This is a genomic window from Arthrobacter rhamnosi, assembly GCF_054510855.1.
This window is the reverse complement of the sequence record NZ_JBTNDT010000009.1, coordinates 73,291-93,692: the sequence shown is the minus strand read 5'-3', so window position 1 is coordinate 93,692 and position 20,402 is coordinate 73,291. Positions and strand designations below refer to the sequence as shown.

Here is a 20,402-nt window from a genome sequence, read left to right as displayed (position 1 = left end):
GGCCTGAACCTGCAACCCCACTCTTTGATCCGGAGAACCCTGTGACTATCACCAACCTGTCCTTCCTCGGCGGCCCCGTCCAGCCCACGTCCTCGGCCCTACGCCCACTGGGCTTCCACGAGGTGTCCATCACCGGGGGTTTCTGGGGCCACTACAAAACCCTGAACGCCCAGGTCATCCTCGCCCACTGCGAGGACTGGATGGAACGGATCGGGTGGACCGCGAACTTCGACAGAGCAGCCGACGAGACGGTCGCCGACAAGCACGCAGGCATCGAATTCGTCGACTCGGAGGTCTACAAGCTCCTGGAAGCAATGGCCTGGGAACTCGGCCGGAACTTCGACGGCGCACTGGCGGAGCGATACGACGCACTCGTAGCACGAGTAGCCTCGGCACAGGAAGCGGACGGCTACCTCCACACCAGCTTCGGCCGGGCCGGCCAGCGCGCCCGGTACTCGGACCTCGAATGGGGCCACGAGCTCTACTGCTTCGGGCATCTGCTGCAGGCCGCCGTCGCCCGCCTGCGCACGGGACATGTAGACCAGCTGCCTGCTGTGGCCCGGCGGCTGGTCGACCACCTCTACCGGGAGTTCGGTCCGAACGGCAGAAATGCTGTTTGCGGCCACCCCGAGGTCGAAGTCGCCCTCCTGGAATACGGGCGCGCGGTCGGTAACGCCGAAGCGATAGAGCTCGCCCGCCTCTTCATCAAGCGGCGCGGCACGGGAACCCTCAAAGACATCGAATGGGGCCAGGAGTACTTCCAGGACGACCTCCCGGTACGCGAAGCGACCGTGCTCCGCGGGCACGCAGTTCGGGCACTCTACCTTGCGGCCGGGGCCCTGGACGTAGCCACGGAGACGCACGACGAGGAACTCGCGCGCGCCGTGGAGCAGCAGTGGGCCAACACAGTTGCGCGCCGCACCTACATCACCGGCGGTATGGGATCCCACCACCAGGACGAAGCTTTCGGTTCCGACTACGAGCTGCCCCCGGACCGCGCCTACTCCGAAACCTGCGCCGGCATCGCCTCCGTGATGCTCAGCTGGCGCCTACTCCTGCGTTCCGGCGACACGAAGTACGCCGACCTGATGGAACGCACCCTTTTCAACAACATCCTCGCCTCGCCGCGGGAGGACGGCCACGGGTTCTTCTACACCAACACCCTCCACCAGCGCACCAAGGGTGAGAATCCTGACGAGACCGAAGTCAACGCACGCGCCCTCTCCACCCTTCGGGCTCCCTGGTTCGAGGTGTCCTGCTGCCCCACCAATGTCGCCCGCACGCTGGCGAGCCTGGAGCTGTACTTCGCAACGACGACCCAGGACGCGTTGCAGATCCATCAGTTCGGGGACGTCGATATCCGCACCACTCTTCCCGCTGCGGGGGACCTCGTAGTCAGCATGCGATCGGGCTACCCGTTCGATGGCCGCGTCATTGTCGAGATCGTCCAGGCACCCACGCAGGAAATCGGCATCGAGCTTCGCCTGCCCGCTTGGTCCCGGAACGCGTCCCTGACCCTGAATGGAGAGTCCCGCCTGGTAGGAGAAGAACTCAGGGCTGCGTTTGTGGCTGGAGACCGCATCGTCCTGGACCTGGACCTGGAGCCCCGCGTCACGTTCCCCCACCCTCACATCGACGCGGTCCGTGGCACCGCCGCAATCGAACAGGGCCCCCTGGTGCTCTGCGCGGAAGACGTCTGTCTGCCGGACGGGTACACGGTCAACGATTTGAGCCTTGACCTCGCCGTTCCTCCCTCCACAACCAGCGAGGGAACTGTTGCCAGCGTCATCCTCCGCCGCCTCACATCGCCGCTGTGGCCCTACTCTGACCAACGGCTCGCCCCGGATGAGGAACGGCTCGCACTGACTCTGACCCCCTACTTTGCCTGGGGTAACAACGGACCAACCACCATGCGTGTCTGGCTGCCGCTGGCGACCTGACCGCCCCACCCACCCCCTTGAACCAGCACGGGCCGGAGCCCACCGCCTCAGGTTGCGGCCCGTGCTTTCTATCCATGCCCGACGCCTGCTGGGGACGTCCGCGCAGGAAGGAGTCACCCCCAGTCCTTCCTTGGCCACCCCACCGGCCGATAACGATTCACACGCAAAGGAGCACCTGTGAAAAAGCATCCCTTCATCAAGGCGGCGTCAGCAGCCCTGCTAATCGCCGCGATGACCGCACCAGCCACCCCCGCAACGGCCGCGGGCGACACGCTCGTCGTCGACGCGGCGCAAAGCATCCGCCCCGTCACCCACGTTGGCGCCGGCGGACTCTACGCCCTCGCCACAGCCACCGACCCGGCACCGGGCCTGCTCACACCCTTGCGGATGAAGCAGCACACCCAACCGGCGCCCGGCGTCCAGCAATTAGGCAACGGCGCCACCACCCCCACCGGTGACATCCTCAAGACCGCCCCGCAGTTCACCAGGGACGGAGCCCAGTCCTACGCCCGCATGCCGGACGTATACCCCAACTTCCCCTACCGCTGGATCAGCTGGGAGGACTGGGAATCCAAAATCGACACCATGGTCAAGGCGCGCCTGGACGCCACGACCACGACCAACATCAACGGCTGGGAGCTCTGGAACGAACCCGACGGAACCTGGGATACCGCCAAAGCCGGCCCCTTCCTCGACGGCTGGACCCGCACCTTTAACCGGGTCAAACTCCAGGACACCGCCACACCGATCGTCGGCCCCAGCTACAGCCGCTACTACCCCGATCTGATGCGTGACTTCATGGCACGAGCTAAGGCCGACGGCACCCTGCCCGACGTCGTCGTCTGGCACGAACTCGAGGACGAAACCTACAACTCGGTCGATGAGCACGTCGCGGACTACCGCGCCATCGAACGCGAGCTCGGAATTTCCCCCCGACCCATCTCCATCAACGAATACGGCTCCCCCAGCCAAGTCGATACCCCGAGCGTTGCAGCCCACTACATCGCCCAGTTCGAACGCACCGGCATCAAGGACGCCGAGCGCGCCTACTGGTACGAATCCGGCACCGTCGGCGGCCTCGTCTGGAACAACAAGCCCACCGGGTCCTACTGGCTCTACAAGTGGTACGGCGAGATGGCCGGCAACATGCTCAACGTCACCCCGTCCGGAGACCTCGACGGCTTTGCCTCCTACGACTCCACCCGAAAAATCGTCAACGTCGCCTTCGGCGGGACCTTCGGCAACAACTCCGTCCAGGTCAAGGGACTGTCCCAGTTCGGCACCTCCGCGAAAGTCACCCTGAACTACACCCCGCGCTCGGGCCGCCAGACCAACGTCGACGCCCCCACCACCCTGTCCACCACCACCGTACCGATCGTCAACGGCAGCATCACCGTGCCCGTCAACAACCAGGACTACCTCGGCGCCTACCAGCTCGTCGTCACCCCAGCTGCAGGACCCACGACCTCCTACCAGCAAACCTACGAGGCCGAGAACGCCACCATCGTCAACGCCCGGACCCTGCCCTCAGGTACCGCGTCCAACGGCAGCTACGTAGGCCGCATCGACGGAAACGCCGACGCACGCCGACACAGCTTCGTCGACTTCATCGTCGAAGTACCCACTGCCGGCGCCTACTCACTCTCCGTGCGCTACGCCAACGGAGGCACCACTCCCTCCACCCAGGGACTTGCCTACAACGGCGGACCGTTCAGCACCATCAGCTATCCCTCCACCGGAGCCTGGGGCAACTTCGCCCAGAGCGCCGTCCATAGTGTGAACCTGAAGGCCGGGTTCAACACCATTCGCCTGGCCAAGGGATCGCCGAACTTTGCAGGAGGAAGTGGTTTCGCGGAAATCGATTCAGTGACACTGACCCGCTAACAGGCTCTCCAAATTTGCGGCCACCCACGCATGGCCGCAACGGCGGGCAACCGCTGACCAACGCGAAATGGTCAGCATCCGCCCGTCAGTGTAGCCCGGTCCTCTGAGTGGAGGGGACCGGGCTACACGCTTTACAGACCTGAAGGACAGCTGCACAGCCTTCCCCTACTACGAAGCAGGAACGTGCTTGCAGCTAACCCGCGCCGGGCTACTTGTCCGCACCAAGGACAGCACTCAGTAACCCGTCACTACGCTGTGATCTCACCGTGGTCTTGGTGGTCGCCTCCACTGGCTAACTGGGCGCGGTAACCTCGGCGGCAGCACCGGCGAGCATCGTATCTACCGTTCATGGACCAGACCGGAGTTGACCGGTTTTTGATCGTCTCTAAGAACTCGCAGGCGCATCCCCTGACCGTCCACCAGGCCCGCCCAGGGATCGGCTTGCGGGCTATCGACTCGAGGCTGGTACTGGGTTTAGTTCTACCCGTTTTCACGTCCAGGAAGCGGCGCTCCGTTCAGGAACGCTTCGTATGCTTCACGGGCATCCTCGACCACTGTGGGTTGTTGTGAGCTGTAACGACCGTCAGTTCGATCACGCTTCGGTCCTGAGAGCCAGTACTCATCACCCGAGTCGACATCGTAGAAGTTCGAGTCGAAGTTTGCACGAGAGGTGCCCGTCACCCGATGTAGTGTGCGTCCCTGAAAGTACGCTGTGCGCCAGGTCTTACTGAACCGCACGCGCGAGATCCAGGAAGGCCCTTTGTCCGTTCCATGACCTGTTTTCAGCTGGACGTACATGACGCGTTCATTCATCTCGCCAGAGTAGTAACACAGAGCATCGAGAGTGAAGATGGAACGCTCTCCGTACCTTCTATGAACTCTTCCAACGGTCAACGCGGCCGGGTCGGCGAAGGGACGTTTACCCGGGACGATGAAAACGGGCGCATAGGCACCACAACTGCAACAGCTGATCCGGGCGACCGGACACCGAAACGCGTCTCGTAAACCTAATGCTTTTGGGACACCCGAATAAGTCGGGTACCGCGCGATCGCTGCAAATCAGGGTCTGCGACGCGGTGTCGCGGCTGCGTGTAGCGGATACGTTCCAGTAGGAGACGCTGATAACCCCTGCTGCCAGCTGTGCCTTTTCGCGAGAGTAGTGGTCCTTTTGTGCAGTGATGGGCGGGGTCGCAGGGTGCCGCGACGTTCTACTAGAGGATTGAGGTGAGTACCCCTCCATCGGCTCGCACCGCGGCCCCATTCGTTGCCGACGACAGGGGGCTTGCAAGGTACACGGCCAGGGTGGCGATTTCGTCGGGCTCGATGAACCGCTGGAGAAGCGAGGTCTGGTTCCCACTAATGATTATTGCCTTGAGATCGTCTGTCGCGAGCTGTTGTACCTCGGCTATCTGCTCCACCGTCTGAGCTACCCCGTCGGAGTAGGTAGGTCCGCCGAGGATCGTGTTGACCGTGACCCCGGTACCACGGGTGAGTTTGGCGAGTCCGTTCCCCAGGGCGAGCATTCCGGCTTTGGTGACGCCGTAATGGATCATGTCTGAGGGGATGTTCACGCCCGATTCGCTGCTGATGAAGATGATCCGGCCCCATCCTGCGCGGATCATCTGTGGAAGTAGGGCACGTGAGAGCCGCACACCACTCATGAGGTTCACGTCGAAGTAACGTGCCCAGTCATTATCAGAGGTGTCCTCGAAGGACTTCACGTCGAAGAGCCCAACATTGTTGACGAGAATGTCGATGCCATCGAGCGACGCCACGAGGCGCTGTACCTCGGCGGGGTCACGGAAGTCGGCGGCGATGCCTGAGACGGTGCCGCCGGGTACTTCTGATTCCAGTTTCCGTACCGCATTCTCGACCCGATCCTCGGTGCGCCCGTTGATAACGACCGAGACTCCCTCATCGAGAAGGGCCTTCGCGGTTGAGTAGCCAATGCCCTGGGTGGAGCCGCTGATAAACGCTCGCTTCGTCGCCAACTGCATGTCCATGCTTCGTCGTACCTCATCTATTACTTGACTGGGAAACTAAACTCTAGGGTTCGATAGTTGCTTGGTCAAGTAAACAAGCGGCGGGTCCGGGCTGGTTCTCGTACTGTGGTCATATGACTGATACCCGCCGGCCGGAAGATCTTGCGGGGGATGACCTCGAAACGTGGGTGGGACTGGCAACAGTTCTGGAGTGGTTGCCGCCAGCGCTCGATGCGCCGTTGATGCACGACTTCGGTCTGACGCACTTCGAGCACGGCATCCTCTTCGCTCTGTCCAACGCACCCGAGCAGACCCTTCGTATGAGTGAGCTGGCCGGCTTCGCCAACAGTTCACTGTCACGACTGTCCCGCGCAGTCGCACGACTCCAGGGCCGGGGCCTGGTGCAACGCGCCCAAGACCCGAAGGACGGCAGATCAACCCGGGCAACCCTGACCGATGTCGGACATGAACTACTTGAACAGGCAACGCCGGCTCACGTCGCCACAGTGAGGAGGCTGGTCCTGGACCCGTTGACAGCCACTCAAAGACGCCAGCTCCACAACATCACTACGCGCATCCAGCGAGCCATCCGAACGGACGAGGGATGGCGGCCACCACAAACCGGCCAGGCTCCCGCTACCCCTGAGTAGAGCGGACGGCCCTGAGCTTCACCCTGAGGACTCCACCTACCTACACCCGGCTGATCCGCTAAAGGTGTTGCGCCATGTGCACCGCGCACAACAAGCTGCACAACAGGCCGCACGTAGGGCAATCAACTTCTGTCCCTTTATCGTTTCGATTACGGCGCTTCGATCAACAATCCAGGACTGCACTTGACGTGTTCGCTCTGCTTTTTTCAACACGTTCCGAGCATGGGCTCAAGCTTGTGCTGATGGAAGCTCTGGGCGGGTCAGGGGTGGTTCCAACCCAGTGCGTCTCCGACGGCTTTGATTCCTTGGAGCAGGGTGGTGTTGATGTCCACGCCGAGCTGGTTTGGGATGGTGATCATCACCATGTCCGCGGCATCGAGGGCCGCGTCGTGGCGTAGCCGTTCGACGAGCTCTTCCGGTTCACCGTAGAAGCTCGGCCCAAAGCGGCTGCTGATACCTTCCAGTTGCCCGACCCCTTCGCCTCCGGACCGTTTGCCGGCGAAGTAAGCGCGCGTGACGTCATCGACAACCGGCATAATGCTTCGGGCAACCGATACTCGTGGGGCCCAGTCCCAGCCGGTCTCGTGCCAGGCCTTCCTGAACCTGTCGATCTGCTCGAGTTGCAGGCGGTCGAACGGGATGCCCTTCTCATCCTGGATGAGGGTGGAACTCATCAGCTGCATCCCCTGCTTCGCGGTCCAGAGCGCTGAGTGGAGGTTCCCGGCGCCCCACCACACACGTTCGCGCAGGGTGTCCGATCGCGGGGTGATTGGCAGCTTCCGGCCTCCTGGGTAGAGCTGGGGATTCGGGTCGGCGATGGGTGCGCCTTCGAGGGCTGATAGCAGTTCAGCGGTCCGCTCACGAGCCATGTCGGCGTCCGAGGAACCCGGTGCCGGGACATGTCCGAAGGAGCGGTAACCGCGGTCCGCGTGTTCGGGTGAACCCCGGCTCACCCCGAGCTGCAGACGCTCCCCTGAGAGCAAATCAGTGGCTGCGGCCTGCTCCGCGAGGGAGAGCGGGTTCTCATACCTCATGTCGATCACCCCGGTGCCGACCTCCAATGTCGCGGTCCTCGCCGCGATGGAGGAAAGCAGAGGGAACGGATTCGCCTGCTGCTCGGCGAAGTGATGGACCCGGAAATACGCGCCGTTAATGCCGATCTCCTCCGCCGCCACGGCCAGATCGACCGCCTGGAACAAAGATTCCCTGGCGGAACGCACACGCGAACCCCGCTGGTCACTCCAGTAGTTGAAGGACAGGAACCCGATCTTCTTCATCATGCTCACTCCTCATCCGCTACAGGTTGTTCCGCAGCCCAGATCGCTGCAGCGTACAGAACATATAGTTGATACGTCAACTATATTCAAGAGCCTGCCGTGACCCTTCATGCAGCGCGTCGTCGGATGTGCCCGACGTCACGAACTCCTGGTCAGTCCAGGTAATTGACACATCAATTACCTGGACGTAGTGTTTGAGCATCGGCCGGAGGAAAGCTCCGACCAGAAACCTTCAGCAACAGTCATTGAGAAAGTAGGACCCCATGTCCAAGGTCATCGTCTTCGGCGCCACCGGGTACGCCGGAAGCAACATCACCATCGAGCTGGTCTCCCGCGGCCACGACGTCCAGGGCGTTGCCCGCCGTTCACCGGACACCGCCCCTGAGGGTGTCTCCTTCAGCACCGGTTCCCTGCACGACGCCGAAACGGTCCGTACCGCTGTCACCGGAGCCGACGTCGTCGTCGTGTCGCTGCCGGCCAGTGCCACCGAGGACGGCGCACCGCGTCTTGTGGATTCCATTCCTGCGGTCATCGATGCCGCCATCGCCGCCGGAGCGCGGCTCGGCGTGGTCGGTGGAGCCGGGTCCTTGAACGCCTATGACGGTGGGCCCAAGGTCATGGACCTCGAGGTCTTCCCGGCGGACTTCCGCCCCGAAGCCCAGAACCACGCGGACGTGCTCGAAGCGCTCCGCGAAGCACCGGCCGACCTCGACTGGTTCTACCTCAGCCCCGCCGGCGGTTTCGGTGCCTGGGCGCCGGGTGAGCGCACCGGCACCTTCCGCCTGGGCGGTGACGTCCTGCTCAGCGACGAGAATCACCAGTCGAATATTTCCGGTGCCGACTACGCGATCGCGTTCGTCGATGAGATCGAGCAGCCCAAGCACTCCCGTCAGCGCTTCTCCGTCGCCTACTGACGCCGGCGCAGCAGGGCGGCTCCGCTCCCCGGGGCCACCACGAACACGCACTCGGGTCATGACGTCGATCGTCTGGGATGATCGAACCTTCCCAGGAGCTGCCCATCCGGCAGCTCCTGGGCCCACCCTCGGGTCGGAAAATCGGTCCGGCGGTGTCGGGACGAGGTAGCAACAAGGAGGACAGGCATGGACGAGACAATGACCCCGGTCAGGACCAAGCGTTCACCCACTCGGGATGAACTCGCTGTCTGGCGGGACTACATCGAGACCTCCGAAGCGGTCAAACGTGCCCTCACCGCTGACTTCCAGGCAACCTCAGGCATGTCCCCGGGCGATTACGGAGTGATGCTCGCACTCAGCGAAGCGCCCGACCGGGCACTGCGCTCCTCGGACCTGGCAGAGACCATCGGATGGGAACGCAGCAGACTCTCCCACCACCTCCGCCGTATGGAGGACCGGCAGCTGATCACCCGTCACAAGGTCGATGGTGACAGCCGCGGAGCGACCATCACCCTCACCGACGCCGGGGCCGACCTGTTCCGCAGATCATCTCCCTCACACCTGCGCGTGGTCCGCGAGGTGTTCATCGACGCCTTCACCCCCGATCAACTCGACGCCATGAGGACAGCCGTTCAGGCCCTCCGCACCCACCTCCAGAACCGGCCCACCACCGGCTGCTGACCGTTCCCCTACCAACCCGAAAAACGCCCGGTCGCAAGAAAACACCCCGGGCTCACCGAGCGCTCCCGGTTCTACGAACTCCAACCTCTGGCCGTACCGGCCCGGCACGTGGCCCCTCGCCGAGTCCCTCACCCTCAGCCGAGGACGCCCCCGCCCGCCCCGAACGGCCTCTCACTACCCGACACACCCACCTGGCAGCCGCATGCCCTCATGTCTTGCGGCCCTTTTTCCTACCCTTCACCTCCACCTCGTACGTCACCTTGTACTTCTTCAGAACAGGACTGTCATGCTCATCGCTCTTTGGATCCTCGTCGCCTTGCTCACCATCGCCTTTCTCGGCGCCGGCTTCATGAAGCTCGTCAAGCCCCGCACCGCGCTGATTAACGGCGGCATGCCCTGGGCGGAGGACTTCTCCCCCACCACGATTAAACTCATCGGGCTGCTCGAGATTGTCGGCGCGCTCGGCCTGATCTTGCCTCTGGCCACCGGCATTGCCCCCGTCCTCACCCCGATCGCCGCCACCGGGCTTGCCATCGTGATGATCGGAGCTGTCGTCGTCCACCAGCGCCGACACGAGCCCGTCATCCCTCCGGCCGTCCTCGCCGTCCTATCGATCGCCACCGCCGTCCTGGGCTTCACAACCCTCAGCTAGTCCCGCCCGCTCCACCGCTCACGGCTCACAGGCCGGACCATGATCAGGAGAACACTATGCAGTACCCCATCGAGCTCGGCCTGGACACTTTCGGTGACGTCACCGAAACCACCGATGGCGTCCTTGTCAGCTACGCACAAGCCATCCGCGACGTGGTCGACCAGGCGGTCCTCGCCGACCAGCTCGGCCTGGACTTCTTCGGCCTTGGTGAGCACCATCGCATCGAATTCGCCGTCAGCGCCCCCGAAGTGGTCCTCGCCGCGATCGCCGCCCGCACCAAGAACATCCGCCTCGGATCCGCCGTCACCGTACTCAGCAGCGACGACCCCGTCCGCGTCTACCAGCGCTTCGCGTCCCTCGACGCCCTCAGCCAGGGACGCGCCGAGGTGGTCCTCGGCCGAGGATCCTTCACCGAGTCCTTTCCCCTGTTCGGCTATGACCTCGCCGACTACGAGATCCTGTTCGAGGAGAAGATCGAACTGTTCGCCGAACTGCTCAAAAATGCACCCGTGACCTGGTCGGGCACCAAGCGCGGCAGCCTCGCAAACCAGTGGGTTTATCCCCGCCCTGAATCAGGGACCATGGCCACTTGGGTAGGCGTCGGCGGCTCCCCCCAGTCCGTGGTCAGGGCAGCCCACTACGGACTGCCCCTGATGCTCGCGATCATCGGAGGCGAACCGGCACGCTTCGAACCCTACGCCGATCTCTACCGACGGGCCCTGGCAGAACTCGGCAAGCCCGAACAGCCCATCGCCATTCACTCCTCCGGCTACGTGGCCGAGACGGACGAGGAAGCACTTGAGACCATCTACCCGCACCACATGGCGTTCATGGAGAAAGCCGGCCGTGAACGGGGATGGCCGCCCTTCTCCCGGGCCCAGTACCTCCAGGGCGCTGGACCTGACGGCGTCCTCTACATCGGCTCTCCCGAAACCGTGGCTCAGAAAATCGCCAAGAACCTCCGGCTCCTCGGCGCTTCCCGCTTCGACATGCGCTACAGCATGGGCCTACTCGGACACACCCACCTCATGAACAGCATCGAGCTCTACGGAACCCAAGTAGCACCCCGCGTCCGCGAACTCATGCACGAACAGACCCTGCCCTAACCCTGATCCTTGTCCTTGTCCTTCTGATAGCCGAACCTCCCGCAAGCCGAGCAGGGAACACGTCTCACAAACCTAAAGCTTTCTAAGACAGTCCGAACGGTCCCGCATCGGAGGACTACTCCCCCGTGATTCCGGCGCCCTCGTCGTCTCGTAAAGTCGTCTCGCTGTATTTCGTCTCAGAAGTCCTCGCGGTTGGGCTTTATGAGTCAGAATGGCGGGATGAGGTATCTCGGGTATACCAGGGTCAGCACGTCGAGTCAGGACGCGCAGCTGCAGCTCGATGCGCTGATTGCTGCTGGCGTGCACAAGCGAGACGTTTTTGCTGACGTGACCTCGGGAACCAGAGCTGCGATCGAGCGCCCTGGCATGAAGAGACTGCTCGAGTACGCCGACGAAGGAGATACCGTCGTAGTGTGGCGCGTCGATCGACTCGGCCGATCACTCATTGACGTCCTCAACACCGTGAACATGCTCCGCGACCGCGGGATCCTCGTCCGGTCCCTCTCGGACGGCATTGACCCTGCTACGTCGACTGGACGCCTCATGCTAAATATGCTCGCCACCCTGGCCGAGTACGAACGCGAGCTCATCGTCGAACGCATCAACGCCGGCATCGCCGCCTCCAAGCAGAACGGCACCCGCTTCGGCCGACCCGCAGTAAACCAGAAAGTCATCGCGGACAAGCTCGCCATCGCCACCGACGCACGAGCCAAAGGACGAACTGCAGAGGAAGCTTCCCGCCTAGTTGGGTGGAGCCGAGCCACTCTCTACCGACACCAGCAGGCTCAGGCAATCAGCGACATTCCACCCGTTTGACGAGGCACCAACGCGCGCCAAGCGGTTGTGTAGCAAACCATAGGTGCACAAACGGTCGGAGCTGACCACTGGCGTGGAACGGTTGGTGCGCCTCCTGACCACATGTGCACGGCCCAAGCTCTCTACGCTCCGCTGCTTGTCCCGCACACACCTGGACAGCAGAAACCAAGGGGGCCGCCTGCGTACACCCACCACCTCTCCGACACGGAATAACTCACCTCGAGCGACCGTGACAGTAGCAGTGTCCGTCTTGCTGGCCTCCGCCCTTCTATCGGAGCACCTTACGCATGCTCGGATATCTGGAAGTCACCAGAGCCAGCGAGAACTTCTTCGATCGTCCTCCTCAAATGGTTAGCTAACGGCCCTGGTTTTGTGTGCACGATAACTTGATGTCCCTCGTCAATCAACTCCTTGACATACCGCGCTGTAACCCAGTTATCGCTCGCGTGGTCATATAGGTGACCATGGACATGCACTTGAGCGCACCCCTCGCAAGAGGCTTTGAAAATTTTTAGTTGAGTTTCATCCTTGTCGTGCAGATTAATGGCACACGGGTCGTTGGCATAGCCCAGTTTAACTGCTGAACATATCCAACGACTTAATTGATCAACAGCTTGGTGGTTGAGTGTAACCCGCCCCTGTGTCTCGCCCTCAAGCATTTTCACCGAGTCATAACCACCCCTTCCACTACTCTCAGTTAGGAGATCAGCGAGCCCATACTGTGTCGTGGATTGATATTCACAAGTGATCGTATTTGCTCGGCTGTTGATTGTAAAAAATCGAACACCCTCATGCCGATGTGCATTGAGAATGACCTCAAAAATCACATTTTCTGCGATGACCAGATCCTCCTCGGTGAATACGTGCCCTGCTCCAATGTCATCGAAGAAGTCGGATAGAATCTGCGCAATCAGGTTCTTAGTGGCTCTTTCATCCGCAAAAGTGGCAATGCTTTTTCGGTGAGAGAATAACAGGGTGGTGGTGGAATTTCCCACGCCTCCTTGCTTCTGGCGAGCTATGTCCTCCGCACGATTCTTCCATTCGTGGAGCAATCCGACGGAGTACCTTGAGTGGTTGGAGTCAACAAGAGACGCATGTTTCTTGCACAGCCAGATTCCGTTGGACGCATCAGCTCGTTGTGCAGGACTCATCTGGGGGTCATATCGGGGCCCGCCGGGTGATGCAGCGGTAATGTGTGCGGCCTCGCCCGTCCGTGCAATTCCCGTTACTCGGTCCTCAGATGGCCCAACCGTAGCTACCTGACAAGCAGGATTCGAGCAAGCATTTCCGACTCGGCTAGCAAGGGTTAGCCGAGTCTTTTCCGTGAAATCATCACGCATTTGGTTCGTGCTCCGTCCATGAAGTCCTGCTAGTAATTTAACCAGAGCGGGGAAGAGTCCCCAGCAGGCTACCTCGAGGCAGCGTACCAACTCACCCTCGCTCAGCTACTCGGACGCGATCGTGATCCCTACATGGCGACCTTGTTGCCAGCGGTCACGAGACGTCCACGTATTCCCGTCCTTACGCCGTAGCACTACTGCCTGACCCGCACCCGTTCGCCACCGCCGGCCTCTCCGACCGAACGGGCTTCGATGAGCAGTTCGTCGGTCAGGATGTCCCGATGCCGGCACTTAACGGGGTCCAGACCGTGCTTCTGCCCAACACTCATGCGTCCGGACAAGCGCCTCGCTGCGGTCACCGCGCTCGGGATCGACGGCGAGAAGCTCATGGACCTCGACCGATCAGGCATCGACTGGCGACTCGATCCGCACATACATCAAGGGAGTAATGCTCCAACTGGATTGTAACTATTCATCGGTGAAGCGCCTTGGTTGCTACTTGTGTGAAAAAGTGACGCTATTTCCACCGAGTCCATCAATGCGGACTTCGAAGGTAGGTTCAGAAGCGTCGTTGAAATTCCAGCCACTTCTCAAAGTTGAGCTTTGTCCTGGTTCAAGTTCTGCATCCCAGTAGGCTTCCACCACGTCATCCTGAACGGAGCGGACATCATAGTCTCCATCCATAGCACTGTTGGCGACTAACTGGACGTCGCTAGGTCCCAAGATGACCTCTTCGGACAAATTCTTGATAGTGATATCGAAGTAAAGGTTGTCAGCACCTTTCTCTTGTGTGCCCCCAAGGGTCACGCTAGCAATGTATGCGTCTTTCCCAGGCTTGAATTCTTGAGGTTCTTGCACCGTGATCTCCAGCAAAACCTGATCCCCACCACGTCGAGAATCTTTATATATCGCAGTTTGCCCATAAAAGCATTTGCCGAAGTTCTCATCGATGTTGCAAGTCGTGTCTTCAACATTGGCTCGTGGTTCAATAGCTGTGACCACAGGAGCAGGAGTCGGGGGCACGGCTGACGGTGTCGTTGCTTCAGCCGGCACGGTTGCTTCAGGCGGAGCGGTCTGGGCTTCGGTTCCTACAACTAAGGACGAGGCCGGCGACGGAAGCGCCTCAGCACTGCTGTGTGAACCATCCTCTCCCCCGAATGCACTGGTAATGAGCGATCCGACGACGAGGAGTGCGAGCAGACCGCCACCCGCCCCGATCAATTTCCACGGAGGCTCTGGCTTCGGGCGCCGGAAGGTCAGCTCCGACCGCATTGTCCCCTGTTCCTGAGAGACAAACTCCCAGCCCTCTTTCTCTAATTTGGCTTTAGTCCTGGCCTCCAAGCCGCGAACCGTCTTGACGGACCTCGTCTCGTACTTCACACCTGTTGCTGTCGTCATGTTGCTCCCTATTGGCCTGCACATCAAGCACTCTTCGAGAGCTTAGAGTGGCGCGACGGCGTCTCAAAAACGCCGCCATCTATCTGCATCTCACAGCGAAACTACTCCCCCGGTCAGGGCCGGTCAGGCCTCACGTAGCAAGTTGCCGCTGTAACTTGAACCCAGTCTCTACGGGGTGGCTTGTACTCCGATGACGCTGGAACGTGCCCGATAACAGCGCACATGTTCGCGGTTCCGATTTCTGCTGAATGACCCGCAACACCGGTCCAATTTGCGCCTGCGGCCGCGGTCCCTCAGCTGGGTGTCCGTCAAAGGATTCCTTTGCGGGCTGCCCCTGCGCCAAATAACGCTGCAAAAACGCCGCCACTTATCGCCGATAGTCACAGTCTCCGACGAGGCCTGGCAGCACGTGTAGCGAAACGTTCGTATACGCCACAGGCATCGACACTCATGTCGGCTCCGGCACATGCCAACTTCTCTGGGTTGGGCGAGTATTTGGACACACGCACGCGGATTGGACCAAAACTGCTCACACGAGCCGATCAGCAGTAGGTTGCACCTTAGGCGACAACACCCCAGTTCCCGTTAGCCTCCAGATACCACCGCCAGCACGGCGTCTCGCAAACGGTCATCATCCTGAGACAACCCGTTGATGACCTCACCGAGGTTGACGTCTGTCTGCACGATCCGCCCGAGGTTCTGCTGACGCGCGGCTCCAAGCGTCACGAAAACTCGCGAGTAGTCAGGGTTAGACACTAACTCGGGCGCCCGCTCGTTCTCCACGACGGCAGTGGGCCCGAACACGAGGAGGATCGTCGGCTGCGCATCAACGCGGTGGAGGGCGACGCTCCACTCCCATTTTCCGGAGAGCCTGGCCTCGACCTTCGTCACCCGTCCGCTCGCGACCGTCTCGTTCACCTGCTCTGTCAGCGTCGTCTGCGCGAAGCTCCGCAGCCCGGCCTTCACCGCGGCAAGGGTCTTGCGGCTGTCCTCCAGCTGCCGCCGCGCGTGCTCGGCGACGAGGTCGGCAAACTCCTGAGTCGCACGATCCTGCGGCCGGTACCCGTAACGTGCTGACTCCCCGGTCTCGCACATGGCCTGGATAAAGGAGATTTGGTCGTCGGGGTTCACTGCCGCTGGGCCTTTCACAAAGTGGTCAATCATCTGCTGGATGAAGAAGAGCTGATCAGGATGCCGCCGGCGCCACGATGCATCACGAGCGATGTGTGCTTGAAGATCCCCTAGAACCTCGGCGTAGGTCACGACAACAGCTTGTTCCCATCCATCTCGCTGGCGGTGAGCTACCCGCCGGCGGCAGAGCAGAACGACTGCGGCCGCTCTCCCTGTCGCAGCAGCATGGGCGAGGTACCGGCGGTAGTCGTGACCGTGTCCATCGGAGGTCCCGTAGTTCTCCACGACGACAGCGGCATCTTGTCGCAGGAGGAGGATGTCGGCGATGTCCATGCCGACCTCGCCGCCAGCGACTTCCTCGTCCCCCCTGGTGTCGACTTCCTGGACCACGCGATAGCCGGTGGAAGGCAGTTGCTTGTCGATCGGCAGCTCAGCGTTGATCCGCTCGAGGAAGACGCGCTGGAAGGCATCGCCGAGTGCGTGAGTCGCATCGGCGGCCAGCAGCCAAGAGAAGACGTTGGAAAGTTGCTTCTCGTGGGTGCCGTGGTGCATCACCCGGAAGACATTGAACCTCTCGGCCAAGCTCCGCGAGAGCATGGGCACGAGCGCAGTAACGAAGCCGCTCATGTCTGTCGGTCGGAGGGTCATAGCGTGACGCTACATGAGCGGTGGCCGAATGGAGCGGCCGACGCGGTGGGCGCCAGACCCGGTCGATCCCACATCGCCATCAACGCCTCAGATTTGATTTCAGACTTTGAACCGGACTGTGAGACACGCCGTGAGGACGCGCGGCATAGTACCAACTACCGCAGCACCAGCTTCGCTTGGGTCCGGGCCATGCCGGCGCACTGGGCGGGTCGGCGGTCGTGCAACTCAGCATTCTGCTCCAAGGTGCCGATCCTGGCGTACCCGATGCGCCTCACCCCGACGCTCCTCTCACTCATCAAAGGCCCTTTTCTAGTTTGATGCGAATAGCCGACGTAAGACACGTTGCTGAGACAAACACGAAGGCGGGAATTGCCGTAGACGCTGGACTTCCCCGCCCCCGCACCCGAGCCCTCGCCGCGTCCAGTCAAGGAATCCTTTGCTGAGATGGCCGCATCCTGCTCCGCCGCGCTCGTACCGACACCTATCGCCACTGCTGGGCGGCAGGCGAAGCAGTGCAGGTGCGCTGACCGGGTAAGACCACCATCGTTTTTTTGCCCCGGCACCGTGGAACGATGACCAAGCTGGAGTACCTTGGCGCTTTGTGAGAGCTTGGCCTCCCTCCCCCATACAATCGCAAGATAAGCACGTGCGCGAACAGTGAAGCTGCACGGCAACGGGGACCTGAGTCTGGGTGTAACAGCCACAACCGCATGACGCCCCTTTTGCCTGCAGCAAGGGAAGTGGGAACAGTGTCTGGCAACAACAACGCCAACTTGGTGTGGAGCATCGCGAACATCCTGCGGGGCACTTACAAGCCAGCCCAGTACGGCTCGGTCGTTCTCCCTTTCACCATCCTCCGCCGCCTCGACTGCGTGCTTGAAGGAACCAAGGACGCCGTCCTGGCCGAACAGGAGGCTAGAACGGACCTCAACATCCCGCTGGACACCTTCCTGCAGAAGGCCTCGGGCCACAGCTTTTTCAATACCTCGAAGTTCAATCTCGCCAAGATCCTGGATGACCCCACGAACATCAAGGCGAATATTCTCCACTACGTCCAGGGTTTTTCGGAGAACACTCGGGACATTTTCGAACGCTTCGAGTTCTACAAGACCCTCGAGAAACTGGACAGCTCGGACCTGCTCTACCACGTCACCAAAGACTTCGCCGCGATCGATCTCCATCCCGAGGCCATCAGTAACATCGAGATGGGCCTCATGTTCGAAGAGCTTATTCGCCGCTTCGCTGAAGCCTCCAACGAGACCGCTGGCGAGCACTTCACCCCCCGCGAGGTCATTCAACTCATGGTCCAGCTGCTGCTCAATTACGACGACGACATCCTCACCAAAGAGGGCATCGTGCGCAGCATCTACGACCCCACAGCCGGAACCGGCGGCATGCTCACAGTCGCCCAGGAACACCTCCACGCACTCAACCCCAGCGCCTCCCTTGTCGCCTACGGCCAGGAGATCAACGACGAGTCCTACGCCATCTGCAAATCCGACCTGCTAATCAAGGGCCAGGACATCTCCAAGATCTCCGTCGGAGACACCCTCGCCAACGATCAGAACATCGGTCAGCAGTTTGATTTCATGCTCTCGAACCCGCCATTCGGCGTGGAGTGGAAGAAGATCCAGCCACAGATCCAGAAGGAACACGAACTCCGAGGCTTCGACGGCCGCTTCGGGCCGGGCCTGCCCCGCGTCAGTGACGGCTCGCTGCTGTTCCTGCTGCATCTGATCCGTAAGATGCGCCCTGCACGCGACGGCGGCTCCCGCATTGGCATCGTCCTGAACGGTTCACCGCTGTTCACCGGTAGTGCTGGCTCGGGGGAATCCGAAATCCGCAAGTACCTGATCGAGAACGACTTCGTGGAGGCCATCATCGCGCTGCCCACGGACATGTTCTACAACACCGGCATCGCTACCTACATCTGGATCCTCTCCAACAGCAAGAAGCAAAAGCACCCCGAGCGGGTCGGCAAGATCCAGCTCATCAACGGAGCCGACTTCTTTCAGAGGATGCGCAAGAGCCTCGGCTCCAAGCGCAAGGAACTCGGACCCAAAGACATTGCCACGATCGTTAGCCTCTACGGAACCTTCGAGGAAGACGGCGAGACCTCCAAGATCTTCAACAATCAAGACTTCGGCTACTCCACCATCACGGTCGAGCGCCCGCTCAAGCTCAACTTCGCCTTCACTCCCGAGCGCATCGACGCAGTCCTGGCGCAGAATCCGGTCGAAAGGCTGTCCGACGACGCGCGGCAGCTTTTGGAAAAGGCCCTTCGCTCGCTGGCGGTTGTGCCGCCGGAGATCTATAAGAACCGCGAAGCCTTCCTTCGCGTGCTGAAGCCAGCCCTCACCCAAGTTGGTCTCAAATTGACTGCACCGGTCCTCAGGGTCGTTCTCGCCAGCCTCTCCGAGCACGATGAATCCGCCGACGTATGTAAGGGGCCGAAAGGAACACCCGAACCAGACGCTGACCTACGTGACACCGAAAATGTGCCCCTTGGCGAGAACATCGAAGCCTACTTCACACGAGAAATCCTTCCCCACGTCCCCGACGCTTGGCTTGATAATTCCAAGACCAAGGTCGGCTACGAAATCCCGTTCACACGACACTTCTACAAGTATGCTGCGCCAAGGTCCCTAGATGAGATCGACGCCGACCTCAACAACCTAATCTCCGAAATCTCGACGTTACTGGCTCAGGTTGAAAAGTGAAGGTACTGACTGAGATTGCCCCAATCGCCCTACCAACGGGCTGGCGTTTGCGGAGGGTCCGCGACGTTGCAACTCTCATAAACGGCTTCCCGTTCAAGTCCGAGGATTTTGACAGCTCAGGCGATGTTCCCCTCGTGAGAATTCGGGACTTAACTGCTTCTGATTTCGCGCTTTACGTTCCCAAATCTGTTGTTCCGCCTCAAGCGTTGCTAAGGAACGGCGACCTCGCAATCGGAATGGACGGCGACTTCAACACTGTACTCTGGAGCCGCGGGCCCGCCGCGCTCAATCAGCGCGTGTGCATACTTAGACCACGAGACGGCACAGACATACGTTTTCTAAGCTACGTCCTACCTTCTGTTCTCCAGATCATCAACGACCTAACTTATTCGACAACCGTCAAGCATCTGTCTGGCTCGGACGTACTCCAGCAGCTCGTTCCATTCCCGGACTTCAAGCAGCAACAACGCATCAGTCAGTTCCTCGACCGCGAGACCACCCAAATCGACGACTTGATCCGCAAGCAGGAACGGCTAATTCAACTCCTCGCCGAGAAGCGACAAGCCGTCATTGCCGATGCCGTCACCAAGGGCATCGACCCCACCGTCCCCACCAAGCCCTCCGGAATCCCATGGCTCGGCGATGTGCCGAAACACTGGGCACTGCCTAAGTTGAAGAACTGTTGCCAGGTAAAACGGGGCCGCTTCATGCATCGCCCCAGAAATGCCCCGCACCTATACGACGGGGAGTACCCCTTCATCCAGACGGGGTCAATCGCTCGGGCCCAAGGCAAGTACGTCACAGAGTACTCCCAAACATTGTCCGAAGCCGGCTTGGAGACCAGCGTGATAATGCCTAAAGGAACGCTTGTGATGGCGATCGCCGCCAACATCGGAGATGTAGCAATACTCTCCTTTGATAGCTGTGCCCCTGATTCGGTTCTGGGGTTTCAGCCCACGAGTCAAACTACTACCGACTTCCTTTATTATGCTTTGACGGCGAAGCGCGAGGAACTCACTAGCGAAGCTCCCGTTACTTCACAGGGCAACCTCAACGTGGAACGAGTCGGAAGTGTGACGGTGCCCCTCCCTCCCGTGCAAGAGCAGCTAGAGATCGTGAAGAAACTGGACGACAAACTCGTACAAATGTCTTACACCGCAATGAAAGCATCAGCGATGAAGCGCCTCCTTCTCGAACGGCGTTCGGCCCTCATCTCTGCTGCAGCAACCGGAGAAATCGAAGTTCAGGAAGAGGTTGCTTAAG

General features: G+C 60.8%; 17 protein-coding genes. 10 read left to right on the top strand and 7 right to left on the bottom strand.

The features are described 5' to 3' along the window. Positions 1-41: 41 nt before the first annotated feature. Entirely contained in the window at positions 42-1,940 is a 1,899-nt protein-coding gene (locus ACX80I_RS15755) for a glycoside hydrolase family 127 protein (RefSeq protein WP_459346052.1), read from the top strand. A gap of 177 nt (positions 1,941-2,117) precedes the next feature. After that, positions 2,118-3,824 (top strand): CBM35 domain-containing protein, encoded by a 1,707-nt coding sequence (locus ACX80I_RS15750; RefSeq protein ID WP_459346051.1) that lies wholly within the window; start codon positions 2,118-2,120, stop codon positions 3,822-3,824. 480 nt (positions 3,825-4,304) lie between these two features. On the opposite strand, the gene ACX80I_RS15745 is transcribed toward ACX80I_RS15750, so the two are convergent. Together ACX80I_RS15745 and ACX80I_RS15740 are read right to left on the bottom strand one after the other, a co-directional pair. Beyond that, complete coding sequence (locus ACX80I_RS15745; protein WP_459346050.1) at positions 4,305-4,637, bottom strand: hypothetical protein; 333 nt, start codon at positions 4,635-4,637, stop codon at positions 4,305-4,307. Between the two features lie 398 nt (positions 4,638-5,035). Beyond that, positions 5,036-5,827: an SDR family NAD(P)-dependent oxidoreductase gene (locus ACX80I_RS15740; RefSeq protein WP_459346049.1), complete on the bottom strand. Its 792-nt coding sequence runs from the start codon at positions 5,825-5,827 to the stop codon at positions 5,036-5,038. A 113-nt stretch (positions 5,828-5,940) separates the two neighbouring features. On the opposite strand from ACX80I_RS15740, the gene ACX80I_RS15735 reads away from it, so the two are divergent. Continuing rightward, the gene (locus ACX80I_RS15735; protein ID WP_459346048.1) at positions 5,941-6,456 is read left to right on the top strand and encodes a MarR family winged helix-turn-helix transcriptional regulator; all 516 of its coding nucleotides are present in this window, start codon (positions 5,941-5,943) and stop codon (positions 6,454-6,456) included. A 260-nt stretch (positions 6,457-6,716) separates the two neighbouring features. On the opposite strand, the gene ACX80I_RS15730 is transcribed toward ACX80I_RS15735, so the two are convergent. Continuing rightward, positions 6,717-7,736 (bottom strand): LLM class flavin-dependent oxidoreductase, encoded by a 1,020-nt coding sequence (locus ACX80I_RS15730; protein WP_459346047.1) that lies wholly within the window; start codon positions 7,734-7,736, stop codon positions 6,717-6,719. Between the two features lie 260 nt (positions 7,737-7,996). Between ACX80I_RS15730 and ACX80I_RS15725 the strand changes: the two genes are divergently transcribed. From ACX80I_RS15725 to ACX80I_RS15705, 5 genes are all read left to right on the top strand, one after another. Beyond that, a complete protein-coding gene (locus ACX80I_RS15725; protein ID WP_459346046.1) occupies positions 7,997-8,647 on the top strand; it encodes an NAD(P)-dependent oxidoreductase in 651 nt (216 codons plus the stop codon). 186 nt (positions 8,648-8,833) lie between these two features. Next, positions 8,834-9,328: a MarR family winged helix-turn-helix transcriptional regulator gene (locus ACX80I_RS15720; RefSeq protein WP_459346045.1), complete on the top strand. Its 495-nt coding sequence runs from the start codon at positions 8,834-8,836 to the stop codon at positions 9,326-9,328. A 286-nt stretch (positions 9,329-9,614) separates the two neighbouring features. After that, positions 9,615-9,980, top strand: a complete 366-nt coding sequence (locus tag ACX80I_RS15715) for a DoxX family protein (protein ID WP_459346044.1) — start codon at positions 9,615-9,617, stop codon at positions 9,978-9,980. 56 nt (positions 9,981-10,036) lie between these two features. Further along, entirely contained in the window at positions 10,037-11,086 is a 1,050-nt protein-coding gene (locus ACX80I_RS15710) for an LLM class flavin-dependent oxidoreductase (protein ID WP_459346043.1), read from the top strand. Positions 11,087-11,305: 219 nt separating this feature from the next. After that, positions 11,306-11,902, top strand: a complete 597-nt coding sequence (locus ACX80I_RS15705) for a recombinase family protein (RefSeq protein ID WP_459346042.1) — start codon at positions 11,306-11,308, stop codon at positions 11,900-11,902. Between the two features lie 281 nt (positions 11,903-12,183). On the opposite strand, the gene ACX80I_RS15700 is transcribed toward ACX80I_RS15705, so the two are convergent. The 4 genes from ACX80I_RS15700 to ACX80I_RS15685 all read right to left on the bottom strand — a co-directional run bounded on the left by ACX80I_RS15700 (position 12,184) and on the right by ACX80I_RS15685 (position 16,715). Further along, on the bottom strand, positions 12,184-12,897 hold the full coding sequence (locus ACX80I_RS15700; RefSeq protein WP_459346041.1) for a hypothetical protein: 714 nt from the start codon (positions 12,895-12,897) through the stop codon (positions 12,184-12,186). An 840-nt stretch (positions 12,898-13,737) separates the two neighbouring features. Next, complete coding sequence (locus tag ACX80I_RS15695; protein ID WP_459346040.1) at positions 13,738-14,640, bottom strand: hypothetical protein; 903 nt, start codon at positions 14,638-14,640, stop codon at positions 13,738-13,740. Between the two features lie 585 nt (positions 14,641-15,225). Further along, positions 15,226-16,419: a PDDEXK-like family protein gene (locus tag ACX80I_RS15690; RefSeq protein WP_459346039.1), complete on the bottom strand. Its 1,194-nt coding sequence runs from the start codon at positions 16,417-16,419 to the stop codon at positions 15,226-15,228. A gap of 155 nt (positions 16,420-16,574) precedes the next feature. Further along, positions 16,575-16,715, bottom strand: coding sequence for a hypothetical protein (locus ACX80I_RS15685; protein WP_459346038.1), 141 nt, complete (start codon positions 16,713-16,715; stop codon positions 16,575-16,577). A 453-nt stretch (positions 16,716-17,168) separates the two neighbouring features. Between ACX80I_RS15685 and ACX80I_RS15680 the strand changes: the two genes are divergently transcribed. Both ACX80I_RS15680 and ACX80I_RS15675 read left to right on the top strand, forming a co-directional pair. Beyond that, positions 17,169-19,139 carry a type I restriction-modification system subunit M gene (locus ACX80I_RS15680; RefSeq protein WP_459346037.1) on the top strand — a complete coding sequence of 657 codons (1,971 nt, stop codon included), beginning with the start codon at positions 17,169-17,171 and terminating at the stop codon, positions 19,137-19,139. Next, positions 19,136-20,401 (top strand): restriction endonuclease subunit S, encoded by a 1,266-nt coding sequence (locus ACX80I_RS15675; RefSeq protein WP_459346036.1) that lies wholly within the window; start codon positions 19,136-19,138, stop codon positions 20,399-20,401. The genes ACX80I_RS15680 and ACX80I_RS15675 overlap by 4 nt, the downstream gene beginning before the upstream one ends. Position 20,402 lies beyond the last annotated feature (1 nt).